Genomic DNA, 16,984 nt, shown 5'->3' with positions numbered 1-16,984 from the left:
CAGCTCGCACAGCGACCGATGCGGCGATTCCGCTCGGCCGGTCCGTCCCGGCGCCCGAAATTTCCGTCACGACCGCCCCGGAACGGAGGCGTCGTCGTCGGTGGCCCAGCGGGCGAACTCCTCCTCCAGTGCCATGTCGCCCCGGCTGGGGGCGAGCAGCAGCGCCGCGATCGGCACGGCGAGAACGGCGATGCCGAGCACGAACGAGGGGAACAGCAGAGCGGTGACGGTCCGGCCCGACGGCAGCGGGACGGTCGGATCGACCTCGACGCGTACGCCGGCCATGCCGGTGTAGTGCAGTGCGACGACCGCGCAGCCCATGAGCAGGGCGGCAGGAACGCGGAGCACCCATCGGTCCGCGGTCTGCGCGAGCCACAGGGCGGCCGTGGCCGCGACGACACCGATGGCCACCGAGGCGACGACGAAGCTCGGGTCGTGCTCGAGCGAGCCCTGGATCCGGATGGCCCACATGCCGCTGTAGTGCATGAGGCTGACCGCGAGACCCATCCCGAGGCCGCCGACGAGCAGGCGGGCGAGGGACGGCACGCGATTCACCCACGAGGCACGGGAGCTGACGAGCCAGAGCCCGAACCAGGTAGCGGCCACCGACAGCGCGACGGAGAAGGCGGTCGGTCCCAGCGCGTACCGAATTGCGGTACCGGGGATGTCGAAGCCCATCATCCCGATGAAGTGCATGAGCCAGACGGCCACACCGCCCACCGACAGTGCCGCCATGGCCATCCAGCGGCGATGGCCGCGGGCAGTGGGCGCGGTCAGCGACTGACGGGCACAGGAGAGACCGACGAACGATCCGACGACGGAGGTGGCACAGGCGAGGAAGAACACCCACATCCCCATGGAGAAGTGGTGCATTTCGTGGGACATCGTGACCTTCCGAGCACGGCGCGCGAAGCGGTCCGTGCTCGTGGTGGCGCGCCTCACCGAATCGATACGGGCTGCGACTCCGCCCCCCTCGACAGCCATCGGAGCGTATCGCATCGATGTAATTCGGGAGGGTCCCGGTCCCGCAGCCGTCGGATCAGGCGACCGAGCTCCGCGGGTCGATCGGACGGTGTTCCTGCGCCCACGCCTCGGCCTCGGCCTCGAGGGCGGCCGCCACCCGATCGGGGGCCATGAGCAACGCCATGATCGGAACCGTCAGGATCAGCATGCCGAGCACGAACACGGGGAAGAGGACCGCGAACACCTCGACGCCCGAAGGCGCCGCCGTCGACGAATCCACCGTCACGCGTACCGCCGCCATCGCGAGGAAGTGCACGCCGATCACCGCCGCCCCGGCGACGATGCTGCCGACGATCCGCATCCACCGGCGGTCGGCGACCGTCACCAGCCACAGGATCACCACCGCGGTGAGCCAGGCCGCCACCACGGAGACCGCCACGTAGGTCGTGTCGTATGCGACGGTGCCCTGCAGTTCCATCGCCCACATGATCGAGTAGTGCACGCCGGCGATCCCGGCACCGAGGACCAGCGAGCCGCCCAGCAGCCGTACCGCCGCGGCACCACGCGAGGGCCGGGCACGGCGCGACATCCGCTTCGGCTGCACGACCACCATGGCGACGAAGGCGGACACCAGCGCCACCGCCATCGAGAAGACGATCCCGGGCAGGTCGTATCGAATGATGCTGCCGTCCACCGTGAACCCGGCCATCGGCAGGAAGTGCGCCAGCCACACCCCGACGCCACCGGTCGAGAGCGCGGCCCGCATCAGCCAGTACAACCGTGACCGTTCGGATCCGGCCGTCAACGATTTGCGGGCACTGGCCAGCCCCACGAGCAACCCGATCGTCGCCGTCACGTACGCCAGGACGAGCACCCACGTGCCCATGCCGAACAGGTGCACGTGTGTGTCCATCAGGGCGCTACCGGCTGGTGCAGTTTGCGCAGCGCGTACTCGGTCACCGTCACGAGGGCCGACTTGGCGGACTCGCGATCGCGCGCGTCGATCGAGACGATCGGCACGTCCGCCGAGACCGCGAGGGCCTGGCGAATGTCCTCGGTCGGGTAGCGCGGGGCGTCGTCGAACTCGTTGATCGCGACAATGAACGGCAGGTTCCGGGCCTCGAAGAAGTCGACCGCCGCGAAACTCTCGTCCAGCCGCCGGGTGTCGATGAGCACGATGGCCCCGATCGCACCTCGGATCAGGTCGTCCCACATGAACCAGAACCGGTGCTGACCCGGCGTGCCGAACAGGTACAGCACGAGATCCTCGGCGAGGCTGATCCGGCCGAAGTCCATCGCGACGGTCGTGGTGGCCTTCTGCGGTGTCGCGCTCAGGTTGTCGACGCCGTCGCTGGCGTTGGTGACCAACGCTTCCGTGCGCAGCGGCACGATCTCCGAGACCGCCCCCACCAACGTGGTCTTGCCGACGCCGAAGCCCCCGGCGATCACGATCTTCGTCGAGGTCACCCGCTTCGGGGAGTTAGAGTTCGCGAAGTCCACTGAGGACCCTTTCAATCAGCTCACGACGCTCCGCGTCGCTCGAATCGTCTTTCAGGGTGGCCAGGATCCGTACGTGCCCGGCTTCGACGAGATCCGCCACGAGTACGCGCGCCACCCCGATCGGCACACCCACCCGCGCCGCGATCTCGGCGACCGACGGGGACTCCCTGCACAACGCCACGATCGTGGCGTTGATGTTGTCCAGGTCCCGGGCACGGTCGTCCGTGCCCGGGAGGACCTGGATCAGTGCCTCCAACGCCAGCTCGACCGCGGGGCTGGTCCGCCCCGAGGTCAGTGAGTACGGCCGGACCAGACTGGGCTGGGCCGGCGGCGACTCCGCCTTGCGTTCTTCCATGGCCACCTCGACGTCAGGACCCCAGACCGATGCGCGGAGTGGCCTCGACCGATGCCCCCACACGATCGACCAGGAGTGCCATCTCGTAACCGACCTGCCCGATGTCGCACTCCGAGGCGGTCAGGGCCGCCAGGTGCGATCCGTCGCCCACGCTCATCAGCAGCAGGTAGCCGTGCTGCATCTCGACGACGGACTGGAGCACTCCGCCGCCCTCGAAGAGCTGGGACACGCCGTTGGACAGGCTGGCGAGTCCGGACGTGACGGCAGCGAGCTGCTCGGCACGGTCGACGGGCAGGTGTGCGCTGGCCGCCATGAGGAGGCCGTCCGCGGACACGAGCACGGCGTGGGAGACGCCGGGAACCTCGCGCGCGAAGTTCGACACCAACCAGTCCAGAGGACGAGTCACGTCGGATCCATGGTCAATGTTCATCGAACTCCCTGTTCGTCGGTCTGGGTGGACGCGTGCGCGGAGGCCCGCCCGTTGCGAACCCCTTGCTGGTGACGGCTCAGGTTGGCCCGGATGGTCTCCGGGTCGCGCCGCCGGACAGCCGGCACGGATCCGGTCGCCGGCGAGGCGACCGCACCGGGCACCAGCCTATGACCGGGTGCACGCCGCGGAAGACCCGCGGTGGTGAGTTGCTCCACCGGAGCCTGTGCGGCCTCCTGCGCGGCCCTCCACCCGGCATCCGCCCGTGAGTTCCACTCCGGACGGCGGTCCTCGGGCTGAGTCGTCGGATCGACGAGCCAGCTCGACATCATGTCGGCGAAGATCGGCGTGCCGGCACCCGGACGCAATGCGTTGGCTTCGGTACGCGGCTGGAAGAACGACGCCGTCTTGGCCGGGTTCGTCCGGTACCGGTGCCGGGCGGCGCGGCCCGCCTGTCCGTCGGCCGCAGCCGCCTCGTCCCGAACGGCGGCCGGCTCGGAATTCCGTTGCGGAAGCGCGGATTCCGATGCGGCCGGCGGTGTCGGCAGACCGGGGGTGCTCCCCGGCCGGCGCTGCGGCAGACCGTTGCCCGAGGCACCGTTGGTCGAAGCACCGTTGCCCGAAGCACCGTTGTTCGGTGCGGCCGTCGTCGGCTGGGGCGAGATGCCCGGCGTGGCACCCGGCCGTCGCTGCGGCAGCCCGTTGCCCGGGGACCGTGGCGCCGGTGCCGTCGGGGCGGGAGCAGGAGCGGACGAGACCGTCTCCGTGCGACGCGGCGGCAGGACCGGCGTCGGGCCGGGTTGCCGCCGGGGCAGGTCGGACAGCGGCGTGGGCTGGCGCTCCGCGGCGGCACCCGGCTGACGCTGCGGCAGGCCTGGAGTGGATCCGGGCCGGCGCTGCGGCAGACCCGGCGTGGCACCCGGCTGGCGCTGCGGCAGACCCGCAGCCGACTCCGAAACCACGGGTGCCGGCTGCCGCTGCGGCAGTGCGGATGCCGGCTCGCGCTGCGGCAGTGCGGACGCCGGCTGCCGCTGCGGCAGTGCCGGTGCAGAAGCATGGTCCGACGCGGCCGGGGCCGTGACATCGCGGGGCGGCCGCGGCGCGAGCGTCTCGGCCGGACGTCCGTCCTCGCCCGTGCGCGGCTGCGGCCCGGTCTGCGACAGGGCGAGCGGCGAGACGAGGAGCACGTCGGGGATGTGGACGCTGGCGGTGATGCCCGGGTTGCGCGCGGTGTCGAACGTCGGCCGCAGCCGCACGGTGAGGCCGTGCCGGGCCGCGAGGCGCGAGACCACGAACAGACCCATGTGACGGGCGGTGTCGGGACCGACCTCGCCACCGAGGGCGAGACGCTCGTTGATCGCGTCGAGTTCCTCGGCCGGGATACCGATACCGCGGTCGGCGATCTCGACGAGCAGGCCACCGTCGACGGCGCGCGCGAAGCTGAACGTCACGGTGCTGTCCGGCGGCGACGCCCGCAGCGAATTGTCGACGAGCTCGGCGAGCAGATGCACGATGTCCGTGGCGACCGTACCGCTGAGGGCGCCTTCCGGCGTCGAGCCGATCTGGACCCGCTGGTAGTCCTCGACCTCGGACATCGCGGCACGGAGGACATCACCGAGCTGCACGGGTGCCGAATGGCCGCGCCGCATCCGGGTTCCGGAGAGAATCAGCAGGTTGTCACCGTTACGGCGCATGCGCGCGGCCAGGTGGTCGAGCCGGAACAGGCTCTCGAGCCGGGCCGGATCCTTTTCCTCGTACTCGAGCCGTTCGATGAGGCCGAGCTGCTGCTCGACGAGCGACTTGCTGCGCCGGGCGAGGGTTTCGAACATGTCGTTGATCTGCAGGCGGAGGTGGGCCTGCTCGCCGGCGAGGCGCAGGGCCTGCCCGTGCATGTCGTCGACGGCGCGGGCGAGCTGGCCGATCTCCTCGGTGGTGTGCACCGGGACCCGGGTGAACTCGATGTCCTCGACGTTGTCGCCCACCTTGATGCGGTCGATCGCGTCGGGGAGTTCCTGCCGGGCGACCTTGAGAGCGCCGTAGCGCAGGCGCCGGATCGGGCCGACGAGCGACCGCGACACCAGAAGCGCCAGGACCAGCGCGGCGAGCAGGGCGCCGAGCACGATCGCGGTGTCACGCAGGGCGGCGGAGCGGGTGTCGGAGGCGCGGGCGAGAACGGTGCTGCTGATCGCGTCGGACGCCTCGTCGATGAGGGTGCCGTAGACCTCGACACTCTCCAGCAGCGACGAGCGCAGGTTCAGGATGGGCAGCGGGCCGTCGCCGGCGGCGTCGATCATCGCGGTGCGCTCGGCGACGCCGCTGCGCAGCTCCTGGATCTGCGCATCGGAGGCCGGGTACGACCGGGCGAGCGTCTCGAGCATGGCGAGCTCGGAGCCGGACGCGGACACCAGTGCGGTACCGGGCTGGTCCGGGTCCCGCAGGATCGCCACGATGCCCATCACCTGGTCGAACAAATAGCGCTGGGAAGCCCACGCATCGACGAGTCGGGTGCCCTCGGCGAGCACGGACGGATCCTCGATCGGCTCGACGATGGCTTCGACGATGCGGATCAGGTCCTTGCGGATGGTGTTGGTCTGCTCATTGAGCTCGGGCAGCGGGATGTCGCCGGCCGCGATGCGGTCTCGCAACGACTCGGCGGCAGCCACCGTGCGGGTGAGGTCGGCGGCGATGACCGGATCCAGCTCCGGATTCTGCGACACCGCCCGGACGCGTTCCAGTGCCGTGTCGAGGTTCTCGATCTCGTTCGTGACACCGGTCCCGGCCGCCAGCGTCGCGGAGGCGGTACCGAAGGCGGTACCGAAGTCGACGAGGTCGGGCACGACGGCCACCTGGTCGGCAGCGGACGAGAAGTGGACGGCGTTGGAGAGCTCCTGCTGCACGCGCAGGCCGCCCAGCACCATGGCCACGGTCACGGGAACTGCGAGAACGGCGGTCACCTTCCAGCGAAGGCCCCACCCTTCGATGTTCCACCACCGCTGCCGAGGTGGCGATTCGTCACTCATCTTTCCAGCTCACTTTCCACCCGGTTTCCGCCGCCGACCCACACCCGCGCCACACCGCTCGGCGTCGAGGAGGTGCGTCTGCGGGTGGAGTGGTCGGAAGAGACGTTCCTGAGTGCACGCACCATATCCGCCCGAGCGCGGATCACGAAAGGAGCACGATCACTCCCCCGACCGGCGGCAGTCGTGTATCGAACCGGTCACCGAGCCGAAAACGATACCGACCAGTAACATTCGCGGGGCCACCCCGCGCCGCCGACGCGCCGAAGGGCGGCGAAAGCGACAGTGTGAACCTCGTCACACCGCCACTCGCACCGCCCTTCCGGCGTCCGCAAGACCGAGTCAGACGTCCAGGAAGCGGACGTCCTTCGCGTTACGGGTGATGAAGCTGCGACGCGCCTCCACGTCCTCACCCATCAGCACGCTGAACAGTTCGTCGGCGGCGGCCGCGTCGTCGAGCGTGACCTGACGCAGCACGCGCACGCTGGGGTCCATGGTGGTCTCCCACAGTTCCTTGGCATTCATCTCGCCGAGGCCCTTGTACCGCTGGATGCCGTCGTCCTTGTTTATCTTCTTGCCGGACGCGAGCCCACGCTCGAGCAGACCGTCGCGCTCGCGGTCGGAGTACGCGAACTCCGGCTCGGAACGCTGCCACTTGAGCTTGTACAGCGGGGGCTGCGCCAGGTAGACGTGCCCGTGCTCGACCAGCGGGCGCATGAAGCGGAACAGCAGCGTCAGCAGCAGAGTCGCGATGTGCTGGCCGTCCACGTCGGCGTCGGCCATCAACACGATCTTGTGATAGCGCAGCTTCGAGATGTCGAACTCGTCGTGGATACCGGTGCCGAAGGCGGTGATGATCGCCTGGACCTCGTTGTTCTTGAGGACCCTGTCGATGCGCGCCTTCTCGACATTGATGATCTTGCCGCGCAGCGGCAGGATCGCCTGATACATCGAGTCCCGGCCCGACTTGGCGGAGCCGCCGGCCGAGTCACCCTCGACGATGTAGATCTCGGACTTGCTCGGATCGTTGGAGCGGCAGTCCGCCAGCTTGCCGGGCAGGCCCCCGAGGTCGGTGGCGGACTTGCGGCGGACCAGTTCCCGCGCCTTACGAGCGGCGACGCGCGCCTGCGCGGACGAGACCGCCTTCGTCACAATGGTCTTCGCGTCGGCCGGGTTGGCTTCGAGCCAGTGCGACAGGTGCTCGTTGCAGGCCTTCTGCACGAACGACTTGACCTCGGTGTTGCCGAGCTTGGTCTTGGTCTGGCCTTCGAACTGCGGTTCGCCGACCTTGACCGAGATGATCGCGGCCAGTCCCTCACGGATGTCGTCGCCGGTGAGGTTCGGATCCTTGTCCTTGAGGAGCTTCTTGTCCTTCGCGTACTTGTTGACCACCGAGGTCAGCGCCGCGCGGAAGCCCTCCTCGTGGGTACCGCCCTCGTGGGTGTTGATCGTGTTGGCGAAGGTGTGGACGGACTCGGAGTAGCCCGAGTTCCACTGCATCGCGACCTCGAGTTCGTGGCCGGTGCCCTTCGCGGTGAAGCCGACGACCGAGTTGTGGATCGGCTGCTTGGTGCGGTTGATGTGCCGCACATAGTCCTCGAGGCCGCCCGGGTAGTGATAGACGCGGACCTTGACCTTGTGCTGCTGCTCGATCTCGGCCTGTTCCTGCTCCTCGGCCTTCTTCGGCGCCTCGGCGAGCTCACTGACGACCTCGTCCGTGACCTCCTCCGGTGCGACCCGCTCGTCGGTCAGCGTGATCGTCAGGCCCTTGTTGAGGAAGGCCATCTCCTGCAGTCGCCGCGCGACCGTCTCGAAGTTGTAGGTCGTGGTTTCGAAGATGTCCGGGTCCGCCCAGAACCGGACGGTGGTGCCGGTGGCCCTCGTGGGCTCGCCCTTGACCAGCTTCCCGGGCTTGGAGGACTGGTAGGTCTGCTCCCAGTGGTAGCCGTCGCGGTCGATCTCCACCTGGAGCTGGGTGGACAGCGCATTGACCACCGAGATGCCGACGCCGTGCAGACCACCCGAGACCGCGTAGGCATCGGAATCGAACTTGCCGCCCGCGTGCAGCTGGGTCAGCACGACCTCGACGGTCGGGACACCGGAGGCGTGCATCCCGACGGGGATGCCGCGGCCGTCGTCGACGACCTGCACGCCGCCGTCCTCGAGGAGGGTCACCTCGACCTTGGTGGCGTGGCCGGCCATCGCCTCGTCGACCGAGTTGTCGACGACCTCCCAGATCAGGTGGTGCAGACCGCGCTCACCGGTGGAACCGATGTACATGCCGGGGCGCTTGCGCACCGCCTCGAGCCCCTCGAGGACGGTGATGGAGGAAGCACCGTAGTCACTGTTGCTCTTGTTCGACTTCTGGGCAGCCACGGGTTGGTAGCTCTCCTTCTTCCGCCTGGGCCTCGCGCACACGCGCGCATTCGGATTCATCCTACTGCCCGGGACCGTACTTGCCCCGTCCGACACAGAACGGGCCGTCGACGCCGCTCACCGGCCCGCAGGCGCGGCGTCGCGAGGGCGGGAAGGTGAATCGCTAGAGCGCGGGGGTCTAGAGCGCAGGGGTTCGGGCAGTGTGCCGCGCTTCGACGTCGCGCACGAAGCGCGCGGCCGCGGCCGCGAGCTCCCCGGCGTGCGAGCGGGGCGACCAGTGTCCGGCGTCGAGTGGTTCCCGGCGCAGATCGGTCACCCACTTCTCGGTGTCCTCGTACCCGACCGGCCGCACCGCCCGGTCCCGCAGCCCCTGGATCAGTTGCACGGGCACGTCGGTGTGCCGCTCGCGCGGTGCACGCAGACGCCGGCGCAGGTTCGCCCGGTACAGCTTCAGTCCGTGCACCATGTCGTCGGCCAGCGTGGGCGCGACCGGTCCGATCAGCGCCGGATCGGAGCGATCGAAGAATCCGACGAATGCGGGCCAGTGCCGCGAGAACCACCACCGGAGCGCCGGCACGGGCAGGCCGGGGGTCTGGAACAGCACCGTGTAGGCCGACGCCACAGCCTGCTCGAGCGGACCGAGCGGGCGCCGATCCCGCAGCCGACGGCGCATCCACGAGGCGAGATGGTCGAGGTTCGGCCCGGACACCGAGGTGTAGGACGCGATCCGCTCGGCCGCCCCGGGTTCGCATACGGCCTCCCAGCACAGCACCGCCCCCCAGTCGTGTCCGAGCAGGTGGACGGGCACGTCCGGGCTCACCGCGTCGATCACCGCGAACAGGTCCCCGGCGAGCAGCTCGAGCCGGTAGTCCGCGACGTCGCGCGGCACGGTCGAGGCACCGGCACCGCGGTTGTCGAACCGGACGATCCGGAAGTCGCGGGCCAACTCGGGTACCACGCGGTCCCACAGGGCGTGGGTGTCGGGCCAGCCGTGGACCAGCAGCAGTGCCGGCCCCGCCGGGTTGCCCTCCTCGACGACGTGGAGCCGGACGGGTCCGTTCGTGACGGTGCGAGTGGTCATGCGTTCTCCTCAGAGATCGAGTACGAGCCGGCCACCGTCGGCGCGGGAGACGCAGACGAGCATCTCCTCGCGACGTTCCTCGGGGGTGAGCCGGTTCTCGCGGTGGTCGGGGGTGCCGGACAGGACTCGCACCCGGCAGGTTCCGCAGAAACCCTGGCGGCAGGAGTAGCCGATGCCGGGCAGGCGCCGGCGGATGATCTCGAGCGCCGACTCGTCGGCCGGGACGGCGAGCACCTCCCCGGTGCTTGCCAGTTGGACCTCGAACGCCCGGCCGGCGACGACGGGCGGGGCACCGAACCGTTCGAAGTGCAGGGCCGACGCCGGTGTGGCGTCGATGCCGGCCCGCACGGCGTCCAGCATCGGGGTGGGCCCGCAACAGTAGACGGCTCCGCCGGCGGGTGCGCCGGCGAGCAGATCGGACCCCGTCGGCGTGCCGAACTCGTCGTCCGGTCGCACGAAAACCCTTGACGAATCCCATGTTCCGATTTCGTCGAGGAACGGCATCGCGGACCGGGTACGGCCCGTGTAGACGAGCCGCCAGTCCATCCCGGCGCGGTGTGCGGCGCGGGTCATCGCCAGGACGGGGGTGATGCCGATCCCGCCGGCGACGAACAGGGCCGTCCCCTCGGCGACGAAGGGGAACCCGTTGCGCGGACCGCGCACGGCCACGAGGTCACCCGGTTCGAGAGCATGCATCTCGAGCGACCCTCCCCCACCGCCGGGGATCCGGCGCACCGCGACGGTGTAACGGCTGCGGTCCTCGTGATCCCCGCACAGCGAGTACTGTCGCCGCCGCCCGGACGGCAGATGGAAGTCGAGATGGGCGCCCGGGTGCCACGCCGGCAACTCGGCACCGTCCGGGGCGCGCAGCGTCAACCGCACCACATCGCCGTCGGCCGTGACGGGAATCTTCTCCGCCACAAGAAGATCCACCTGCCGATCGATGTCCGCGGCGCCGGCGGCACCGGCGTAGTCGAGCGTGGTGACGAGGCTCAGGTATCTGTCCACGACGGATCCGAGCACGCCCATCGCCCGGTCGGGGCGGTTCCGGCCCCGCAGGTCCGACGGGCGACCGTGCCGCGGCAGCAGGCCGGTCATCGGGCTGCCGCCCGGGCCGCGGGCGAGGACGCCAGGTAGCGGACCGCCTGGGCGGTCGAACCCTCCTGGCTGGGATGGTACGAGCGGCGGAAGTATCGCGACATGCGCCGGCCGAGGTCCACGGGCCCCGGCATCGTACCGCGTCGACTGGCCGCCGACCAGTCCGAAAGATGAGGTGCGCGAGCATGTCCGGGCGCAGCCGCCAGCACGGGGTCGTGAGCCATCAGGAAGCGGGCACCGCGGATCCACAGCCACAACAGGACCGGGGCGACGATGAGCTGCGTGCGGATCCGGCGCGCCTCCCCGGGGTCGAAGTAGCGCATCACGTCGTAGGCGACGCTGCGATGCTCGACCTCCTCGGCACCGTGCCAGCGCAGCAGGTCGAGCATGGTCGGATCGGTGCCCGCCGCGTCGAGACCCTTCGCGTTGAGAACCCAGTCCCCCAGGAATGCGGTGACGTGCTCGACGGCGGCAATGATGGCGAGCCGTTCGACGAGATAGTTCTCCGCCCGCAGTCCCGTGAGCGGTCGTCGGCCGAGCAGCCGGCCGAACAGCCACCGCATCTGGTCCGTGAAGGGGGTGGGATCGAGACCCTTCGCCTCGAGTTGCTCGAGTACCCTCCGGTGCGCGTCGGCGTGCACCGATTCCTGACCGATGAATCCCACGACGTCCTCGCGCAGTTGTTCGTCGCGGATGAGCGGCAACGCCTCCTTGAACGTCTCGACGAACCACTCCTCCCCCGCCGGCAGCAACAGATGCAGGACGTTGAGCACGTGGGTGCTGAACGGATCACCGGGCACCCAGTGCAGGGGCAGGGCGCTCCAGTCGAACTCGACGTCGCGGGCCTGGAGCAGCACCCGGTCCGGTTCGGTGAGCGATGTGGACATGGACGAACCTCCCGATGCGGAGTGTGGAACAGCGCACAATCGACGCGTTTGAACGTAACATCGGGTTACAGATAAATCCAGGCTGGGTTCAGCCGTACGTGTCCCGCGGGCCGCGGCCGCGGACGTGCCGCTCCCCCTTGCGCCAGCTCGGCGCCGTCGGCCCCGTGATCCGCAGTTCCTCGACCACCCCGTGCCCGACCGCGGCAGCGATCTTCGCGAGGATCTGCGCCTGCATCATGCGCAGCTGGGTCGCCCACGCGGTCGACTCGGCCGAGACGTGCAGCACCTTGTCGCGCAGCGTCGTCGGCGTCGCGTGCGAGGCGATGTCGTCGCCGACCACGCGTGCCCAACTCCCGAGCACGGTGCCCTCCGACACGCGGCCTACCCATCCCCGCTGCTTGGCTATCGCGTTCGTCAATGCGCCGAGCGGCTGCGGATCCCGATCATCGGGGCCCGGACCGGACCATCCGCGGCGGCGACGCCGTGGTCGCAGCGCCCCGCGCGAGGCGCGTCCCTGCCCCACCGACTTGCCGCTCGCCTGCGCTGCCGCCCGGGCCTCCTCCAGTGCGCGACGAGCCAGGTCGATCCCGCGCAACGGCGGCTGAGACGGCTGTTCGTCCGGGTTCTCGATGCTCATCGCAGTGCTCCGTCCACGGTTCCGTCCAGATCCGGCTGTGCGGGATCGTCGCCGTCGAGCGCGGTCAGCGCCGAGAGCCGTCCCCGGTCGGTGTCCTCGGCCCGCACCCCGAATCGGACCGCGGCCAGCTCGGCCGGCACGTCCTCCGGGACCGCGGCGGTGATGAGGACCTGCTCGGCCGAGGCCGCGACGGCGGCGAGCGCCGTGCGGCGCCGGCGATCCAGCTCGGCGAACACGTCGTCGAGCATGAGGACCGGGTCGGTGCCGTCCGCCCGCAGGAGCGAGAACGCGCCCAGGCGCAGCGCCAGCGCGAACGACCAGGACTCCCCATGGCTGGCGAAACCCTTGGCCGGCTGGTCCCCCAGAATCAGGTCGAGCTCGTCGCGATGGGGACCCACCAGGCACACGCCCCGCTCGATCTCCTTCGGCCGCGCCTGCGCCAGCCGGGTCAGGAACGCGGCCTCGATCACCTCCCGGTCGTCGGACAGCGGCGCGCGGTCCGGGTCGGCGAACTCCGGCGGCAACGCCTCGCCCACCGTGCTGCGGTAACGCAGCAGCGCCGGCCGCGACTCGGGGGCGATCGACCGGTATGCCTCGGCAACATGGGGGGCGAGTTCGTGCAGCAGGGCGACGCGTGCGGCGAGCAGCTCGGAACCGTGCGCCGCGAGATGACCGTCCCACACGTCGAGCGTCGCGAGTGCGTTCGCTCCGTCGCCGGACCGGCTGCCGCGGCGCAACGCACCTCCGGCCGTCTTGAGCAGCGCGGAACGCTGGCGCAACACCTTGTCGTAGTCGGCACGCACGCCGCTCATCCGGGGGATGCGGGTGGCGAGCAGTTCGTCGAGGAACCGGCGCCGGTCCCCCGGATCACCCCGCACCAGGGACAGATCCTCCGGCGCGAACAACACGGTCCGCAGAATGCCGAGAATCTCCCGTGGGCGCCGGGTCGGTGACTGGTTGATCCGGCCGCGGTTGGGCCGGCCCTCGTTGATCTCGACGTCGATGCCCAGTTCCCGGCCACCGTTGACGACGACGGCGCCCACCAGGGCGCGCGACGTCCCGGTCCGCAGCAGCGGCGCATCACCGGAGACCCGGTGCGAGGTCAGGGTCGACAGATAGCCCAGCGCCTCGAGCAGGTTGGTCTTGCCGTGTCCGTTGCGGCCGAGGAACACCGTCGGTCCGGGTGCGAGATTCAGCGAAACGGCTTCCCAGGAACGGAAATCGCGTAGCGAAAAGGTGCGAACGTACACGGGCCCACCGTTTCCTCCCCCGGGTCAGCCCGGCAGGCGCACCGGCATCAGCAGGTAGGTGTAGTCGCTGTCCGGGGCGGCGAACGTGCCGGAGGCGTCGGGCTCGGGCGCCTCCTCGAGCGCCGGTCGCAGTACGGCGGGACGGCTCGGCGTAGTGAAGCCGAACGACACCTTCTCGCTGTGCAGCGAACCGAGGCCGTCGAGCAGGTACCCGGGGTTGAACGCGATGATCAGCGGCTCGCCCTGGAACTCCGCCGCGAGCGACTCCTCCGCCCGGCCGGCGTCGTCACCCCCGGCCGACAACAGCAGGCCGCCCTCGGTGAACTCGAGACGCACCTGCGCCCCACGCTCGGCGACGAGCGCGACGCGCTTGATCGCGTCCACGAGCGGCGCGATCTCGACGGTCGCCATCGCGGTGTGCTCGGTGGGCAGCAACTGACGGAACTTGGGGAACTCGGCGTCGAGGAGACGGGTGGTGGTACGACGGCCGTCCGCGACGATACCGAGCAGGCCCTCCGCGCCGACCGACGAGCCGGCGCCCAGTGCGAGCTGGACAGGCGAATTGGAGGATCCGCCAACGGTTTTCGCAGACTCGGAGAGAGTCTTGGCCGGCACGAGCACCGCGGCGCTCGCCGACTCGACGGTGGGCATCCACTCGATCTTGCGGACCGCGAGACGGAACCGGTCGGTGGCCGCGAGGACCATGTGGGTGCCGTCGATCTCGACCCGGATGCCGGTCAGCATCGGCAGTGTGTCGTCCTTGCCCGCCGCGACGGCGACCTGGCTGATCGCCTCGGCGAACATCTCGACGGGCAGCGAACCGGTCTGCTGCGGTAACTCGGGCAGCTGCGGGTAGTCCTCGACCGGCATCGTCGGCAGGGAGAACTTCGCGCTGCCGCAGTTGATGAGCACCCGCGTTCCGTCGAGCACCACGTCGACGGGCTTGTTGGGCAGCGCGCGGGTGATGTCGGCGAGCAGGCGGCCCGAGACGAGCACCTGCCCGGACGTGATGACCTCGGCGGAGACGTGGACCTGCGCGGAGACCTCGTAGTCGAACCCGGAGACTGTCAGTCCCTGGTCGTCCGCGCCGAGGAGGACGCCACCGAGCACCGGCACCGGCGGTCGCGACGGAAGACTGCGCGCAACCCACGCGACGGAGTCGGCGAAGTCCTCGCGAGCGACACGAAACTTCATGCTTCCAAGCTCCATCGCCCCGCGGATCCTTTCGCTGTTCCTGGCTGTCGATCGATTCAACGAAGTCTGGCACAAGGCCCCGACACCGACGTCGGCAGCGGGGACGTCGCTCCACGGTATGCGCTCGTCGATCAGTTGGAAAGCCGGAGCCTCGAGGGGGACATGGCTCTCGAGACCCTGTGCACTCGAGTCCTCCACAACCCTGTTTTGAAAGAGAAGTCTCAGAGAGAAAACACAGAAGTAGTAATAGGGGTTGTGGAATCTGTGGACCGACGACCGTCTACGCTGGTGGGGCGGGCTTCTCGAGACTCGGACTCTCGAGGATGAACTCGAGGAATTCTCGAGGACGGATGTGGACAGCTCGAGAGTGTTCAACATCGGTACACCGTCCGTCCACAAAGATCCCACGTTGTACACACCGTTGTCCACAGGTGTGAGTCACCGTCGATTCGTCTCGAGAATCACGCCCGCCGCCGGCCGCCGGCCGGGTTCCGGACACGAAGAAGGGCCCGGACACGATCGTCCGGGCCCTGTGCGCCAGTTCGGCGGGGCTCAGCGCTTGGAGCGTTGCTTGATGCGCGCGGTCAGCTCCTGGACCTGGTCGTAGACCTTTCGCCGCTCGGTCATCTCCTTGCGAATCTTCTTGTCCGCGTACATGACCGTCGTGTGGTCCCGGCCGAAGGTCTGCCCGATCTTGGGCAGGGACAGGTCCGTGAGCTCCCGACACAGATACATCGCGATCTGCCGGGCCTGGGCCAGCGGTCGCGCTTTGCCGGGCCCGCACAGGTCGTCGATCGAGGTACCGAAGTACTCGGCTGTCACCGCCATGATGGTGGCGGAGTTGATCTCGAGAGCCGTCGAGTCCGGGATGAGGTCCCGGAGCACCACCTCGGCCAGCGTCAGGTCCAGCGGCTGCCGGTTGAGCGACGCGAAGGCCGTCACCCGGATCAACGCCCCCTCGAGTTCCCGGATGTTGCGTTCGATCCTGCTGGCGATCAACTCGAGGACGTCGTGGGGTACGTCCAGCCGGTCCATGCGGGCCTTCTTGCTGAGGATCGCGATGCGGGTCTCGAGTTCGGGCGGCTGGACGTCGGTGATCAGGCCCCACTCGAACCGGGTCCGCAGGCGCTCCTCGAGCGTCGCGAGCTGCTTCGGGGGACGATCGGACGACACCACGATCTGCTTGTTCGCGTTGTGCAGGGTGTTGAAGGTGTGGAAGAACTCCTCCTGGATACCTTCCTTGCCCTCGATGAACTGGATGTCGTCGACGAGGAGGATGTCCGTCTCGCGGTACCTGCGCTTGAACGCCACCTTGCGGTCGTCGCGCAGGCTGTTGATGAAGTCGTTCGTGAACTCCTCGGTGGAGACGTACTTGACCCGCATCCCCGGGAACAGTCGTTGTGCATAGTGCCCGGCAGCGTGCAGCAGGTGCGTCTTGCCCAATCCGGAGGCGCCCCAGATGAACAGCGGGTTGTATGCGCGGGCGGGGGCCTCGGCGATCGCCACCGCGGCCGCATGGGCGAACCGGTTGGACGCTCCGATCACGAACGTGTCGAACGTGTACTTCGCATTGAGGCTGCTGCTGCCGGTCGGGGACGCGGTGGCCGGGGGCGGCGGCTGCGTGAAGTAGGACGGCCACGACTCGCGGACCGCGGTCATCGCCTCCCGGTCGTCGTCGACCTCCTCGAGTTCCCCCGTGTCGACCTCGAGCATGCCGTGGTCGAGGGAGGACGGGCGGCGGCGCCGGAACGGGTGCGCCATGTCGTGGCGCTCGGACTCGCGCGGGCGGGACTCGGGCGGGCCGGCGACGATGGGCCGCGTGTCGAACGAGTGCGGCTCGGGCGAACGGGGGTCCGGCGGCAGACCCTCGAGAGGCAGCGTGTCCCGCGGCACGGCGTACGGGTCCTCGGCGGGATCGTCGACGGTCGCGGACGGCTCGATACGGACGCCTAGTCCTTCCACACGATGCCCGAGGGTGCGGTGGAGTGCACGAAGGATCGGCTCGCGCAGATCCCGCTCGATGGCTTCCTGCGCAAACGAGGACGGAACCGACAACAGTGCGAATCCCTGTGCCAGTGTGATCGGCTTGACCAGGGCGAGCCACGCCTTCTGGCCCTTGCTGAGGCCCTCGCCGTCGGCGGTCAGCTCCGCGACGACGTCCGGCCACACGTCGGCCAGCGCGTTCGGCTCGTCGGTCAC

At 69.4% G+C, this 16,984-nt stretch carries 14 protein-coding genes; all 14 read right to left on the bottom strand.

The genetic code is table 11. The features are described from left to right. Window positions 1–66: 66 nt before the first annotated feature. On the bottom strand, window positions 67–999 hold the full coding sequence (locus tag ACM26Y_RS00070; RefSeq protein WP_371384436.1) for an MHYT domain-containing protein: 933 nt from the start codon (window positions 997–999) through the stop codon (window positions 67–69). 40 nt (window positions 1,000–1,039) lie between these two features. After that, entirely contained in the window at window positions 1,040–1,876 is an 837-nt protein-coding gene (locus ACM26Y_RS00065; RefSeq protein WP_040782328.1) for an MHYT domain-containing protein, read from the bottom strand. Next, the gene (locus ACM26Y_RS00060; protein WP_003936635.1) at window positions 1,876–2,430 is read right to left on the bottom strand and encodes a GTP-binding protein; all 555 of its coding nucleotides are present in this window, start codon (window positions 2,428–2,430) and stop codon (window positions 1,876–1,878) included. Before ACM26Y_RS00060 ends, ACM26Y_RS00065 begins: the two co-directional genes overlap by 1 nt. Window positions 2,431–2,443: 13 nt before the next feature. Beyond that, entirely contained in the window at window positions 2,444–2,818 is a 375-nt protein-coding gene (locus ACM26Y_RS00055) for a DUF742 domain-containing protein (RefSeq protein ID WP_003936636.1), read from the bottom strand. A gap of 13 nt (window positions 2,819–2,831) precedes the next feature. Further along, the gene (locus ACM26Y_RS00050) at window positions 2,832–3,248 is read right to left on the bottom strand and encodes a roadblock/LC7 domain-containing protein (protein WP_003936637.1); all 417 of its coding nucleotides are present in this window, start codon (window positions 3,246–3,248) and stop codon (window positions 2,832–2,834) included. Further along, on the bottom strand, window positions 3,245–6,265 hold the full coding sequence (locus tag ACM26Y_RS00045) for an ATP-binding protein (protein ID WP_416062315.1): 3,021 nt from the start codon (window positions 6,263–6,265) through the stop codon (window positions 3,245–3,247). Before ACM26Y_RS00045 ends, ACM26Y_RS00050 begins: the two co-directional genes overlap by 4 nt. A gap of 339 nt (window positions 6,266–6,604) precedes the next feature. Next, window positions 6,605–8,638: a DNA topoisomerase (ATP-hydrolyzing) subunit B gene (gene gyrB / locus ACM26Y_RS00040; protein ID WP_054370848.1), complete on the bottom strand. Its 2,034-nt coding sequence runs from the start codon at window positions 8,636–8,638 to the stop codon at window positions 6,605–6,607. Between the two features lie 178 nt (window positions 8,639–8,816). Beyond that, complete coding sequence (locus ACM26Y_RS00035; RefSeq protein WP_416062314.1) at window positions 8,817–9,719, bottom strand: alpha/beta fold hydrolase; 903 nt, start codon at window positions 9,717–9,719, stop codon at window positions 8,817–8,819. A 9-nt stretch (window positions 9,720–9,728) separates the two neighbouring features. Beyond that, on the bottom strand, window positions 9,729–10,817 hold the full coding sequence (locus ACM26Y_RS00030; protein WP_416062313.1) for a PDR/VanB family oxidoreductase: 1,089 nt from the start codon (window positions 10,815–10,817) through the stop codon (window positions 9,729–9,731). After that, complete coding sequence (locus ACM26Y_RS00025; RefSeq protein ID WP_054370845.1) at window positions 10,814–11,704, bottom strand: metal-dependent hydrolase; 891 nt, start codon at window positions 11,702–11,704, stop codon at window positions 10,814–10,816. Before ACM26Y_RS00025 ends, ACM26Y_RS00030 begins: the two co-directional genes overlap by 4 nt. A gap of 88 nt (window positions 11,705–11,792) precedes the next feature. Then, on the bottom strand, window positions 11,793–12,341 hold the full coding sequence (locus ACM26Y_RS00020; protein ID WP_054370842.1) for a DUF721 family protein: 549 nt from the start codon (window positions 12,339–12,341) through the stop codon (window positions 11,793–11,795). Further along, window positions 12,338–13,591: a DNA replication/repair protein RecF gene (gene recF / locus ACM26Y_RS00015; RefSeq protein ID WP_416062312.1), complete on the bottom strand. Its 1,254-nt coding sequence runs from the start codon at window positions 13,589–13,591 to the stop codon at window positions 12,338–12,340. Before recF ends, ACM26Y_RS00020 begins: the two co-directional genes overlap by 4 nt. Before the next feature lie 24 nt (window positions 13,592–13,615). Continuing rightward, window positions 13,616–14,800, bottom strand: coding sequence for a DNA polymerase III subunit beta (gene dnaN / locus ACM26Y_RS00010; RefSeq protein WP_003936645.1), 1,185 nt, complete (start codon window positions 14,798–14,800; stop codon window positions 13,616–13,618). 537 nt (window positions 14,801–15,337) lie between these two features. Then, window positions 15,338–16,984 carry a chromosomal replication initiator protein DnaA gene (gene dnaA, locus ACM26Y_RS00005; RefSeq protein ID WP_003936646.1) on the bottom strand — a complete coding sequence of 549 codons (1,647 nt, stop codon included), beginning with the start codon at window positions 16,982–16,984 and terminating at the stop codon, window positions 15,338–15,340.

The organism is Rhodococcus indonesiensis, assembly GCF_047782815.1.
Taxonomy (GTDB): domain Bacteria; phylum Actinomycetota; class Actinomycetes; order Mycobacteriales; family Mycobacteriaceae; genus Rhodococcus; species Rhodococcus indonesiensis.
Note: the sequence above shows the minus strand (reverse complement) of the source record. Positions and strands in the feature narration are given on the sequence as shown.